1 protein-coding gene is annotated in these 2,324 nt (G+C 43.8%); it reads left to right on the top strand.

Features of this window, described 5'->3' with window-relative positions; translation table 11 throughout:
* Nucleotides 1-2,121 (top strand): M16 family metallopeptidase (locus tag AC5590_RS24570; RefSeq protein WP_169268959.1); only part of this gene is annotated, 2,121 nt, incomplete at its 5' end.
* Between the last annotated feature and the right edge of the window lie 203 nt (nucleotides 2,122-2,324).

Genomic DNA, 2,324 nt, shown 5'->3' with positions numbered 1-2,324 from the left:
GGTTTCCCCCATGAGCGACTGGCGAACCCCGAAGGGGTCAGAACTCAGAACTCAGAAGTGAGCCAGCGCGGTCTTGGGGGTTTCCCCCATGAGCGACTGGCGAACCCCGAAGGGGTCAGAACTCAGAACTCAGGAGTTTTACAACCGACGCTTAAGACTTCACAATCTAAACCAATTGTTTTAAAAGAACCAGGATCAGGATTGTTGCTGCAAGCTGTGTATCCGTTACCAAATGCAAAGAGTCCAGATGTAGCAGCGTTGGATCTGATGGATCGGATTTTAACAGATGGACGGAACTCTCGCCTGGAACAAGCATTGGTGGAATCAGGTTTAGCAAGTGATGTTTCAGCTTCTGTGGTTAACTTGATGGAATTAGGCTGGTATGAGTTGTTAGTCACAGCAGATCCTGAGCAAAATGTAAAAAAAATTGATTCGGTTTTAAAAAGTGCGATCGCCAAACTGACAAAAAAAGGAGTCACAGCAGAAGAACTCAATCGCGCCAAGATGAAGTTAGAAGCATCTGTTGTTTTAACTAACCGTGATATTACTAGTCTGGGATTGCAATTGGGTAATGATGAGACAACTACTGGTGATTATCGTTATACAGACCGTTACTTGGCGGCTGTTCGTCAAGTAACCGTACAAGATGTACAGCGTGTAGCAAATAAATATCTGAAACAAGAAGCACGTACAGTGGGCTTTTTTAAGCCGACTCGTTTAAAAACAAAGGGGAATGATCACAAAGCAACTTCCAAACACAATACAGAAAATTTTGCACATGGTGCATCTGTAACCACAGAGGAAGTGACAAAGTACTTACCACCAGTAGATTTGGCTAGTGTTGCTACAAGCCATACATTACCAGAACAATTCACTTTATCTAATGGTTTACGAGTATTGCTTGTGCCCGATAAGAGCACTCCTACAGTCACTCTGTCTGGCTACATCAAAGCTGGTAAGGAATTTGACACAGAAGAAAAAGCAGGGTTGGCGTCTCTTGTCGCCGAGAATTTAATCAATGGGACGAAAACAAAAGATGTTTTGACTGTTGCGAAAACTTTAGAAGATCGAGGCGCAAATCTTGAGTTTGAAACGTACCGAGAAGGTGTGCGAATTGAAGGCGATAGTTTGGCAGCAGACTTAAGCGTTCTGATTCAAACTTTAGCAGATGTTGTCAGAAATGCTAATTTTCCTATAAAAGAGTTAGAACTGAGTCGAAAACAAGCATTAACAGCCCTGAAGCATGAATTAGATGATCCTTCAGAAGTCGCACAAAGAACATTTGTACAATCAGTTTACCCAAAACAACATCCCTTACATGTCTTCCCCACAGAGGAAAGTTTACGACGGGTTAGCCGTAAGGATGTGATTGAATTTAGAAAAAAACATTATCGTCCCGATACAACGGTGCTAGCACTGGTAGGAGATTTTGCTCCAGAAAAAATCCAAAAACTGATAAACTTAGAGTTTGGTAACTGGAAAGCAAAGGGTTCACCACCGACATTAAAGTATCCAACGGTATCAATGCCCGAAAAAGTTATCAACCTTAACCCAGTAGTTCCAGGTAAAGCTCAAGCTATTACCTATATGGGTAACACAGGTATTAACCGCAAAGACTCCCGTTTTTATGCAGCCTTGGTGTTGAATCAGATTTTAGGTGGCGATACTTTATCAAGTCGGCTGGGAGCACAAGTGCGCGATCGCCAAGGACTCACCTACGGAATTTATAGTAGTTTCGTTACTGGAAACGATTCTGGAACGTTCATGATTGAGATGCAAACCAGTCCAGAAGATACCCGTCAGGCGATCGCCAGTACCCGTGAACTGCTCAAAGAAATTCATCAAAAAGGTGTTACTGAACGGGAAGTAGAAACAGCTAAACAGATCTTGATTAGCAACTACATTGTATCCCTGGCAAATCCAGAGGAATTGATCGGGAAAATTTTGATGAATCAGGTATACGGACTAGATAAAGAGGAACTGCACAATTTTACTGCAAAAATTCAAGCAGTTAAGTTTGAACAAGTTAATCAAGCGGCTCGTGAGTTACTTTATCCAGATAAAATTGTTGTAGTCACAGCCGGACCTGATGTTTCCACGCAAGGCAGTATAAGTCAATAACCTCACCAAAAGGGGTGTAAGGGGGTAAGGGTATAAGGGTGTAAGGGGAAACCCTCCTATGCACTCCGGACACGCTGCGCGAACAGTACTAGCTCACGCCACATGCACGCCACTTGCTACAACGGGGGGAACCCGACAGCCAGTCGCCACAACGGTCAAAGCTCGCCGCTTGGGTTGCTTCCCCCGGCAGACTTTGGGGGAAC

Source organism: Brasilonema octagenarum UFV-OR1, from assembly GCF_963888615.1.
Taxonomy (GTDB): domain Bacteria; phylum Cyanobacteriota; class Cyanobacteriia; order Cyanobacteriales; family Nostocaceae; genus Brasilonema; species Brasilonema sennae.
This window is presented reverse-complemented; position numbering and strand designations above follow the sequence as displayed.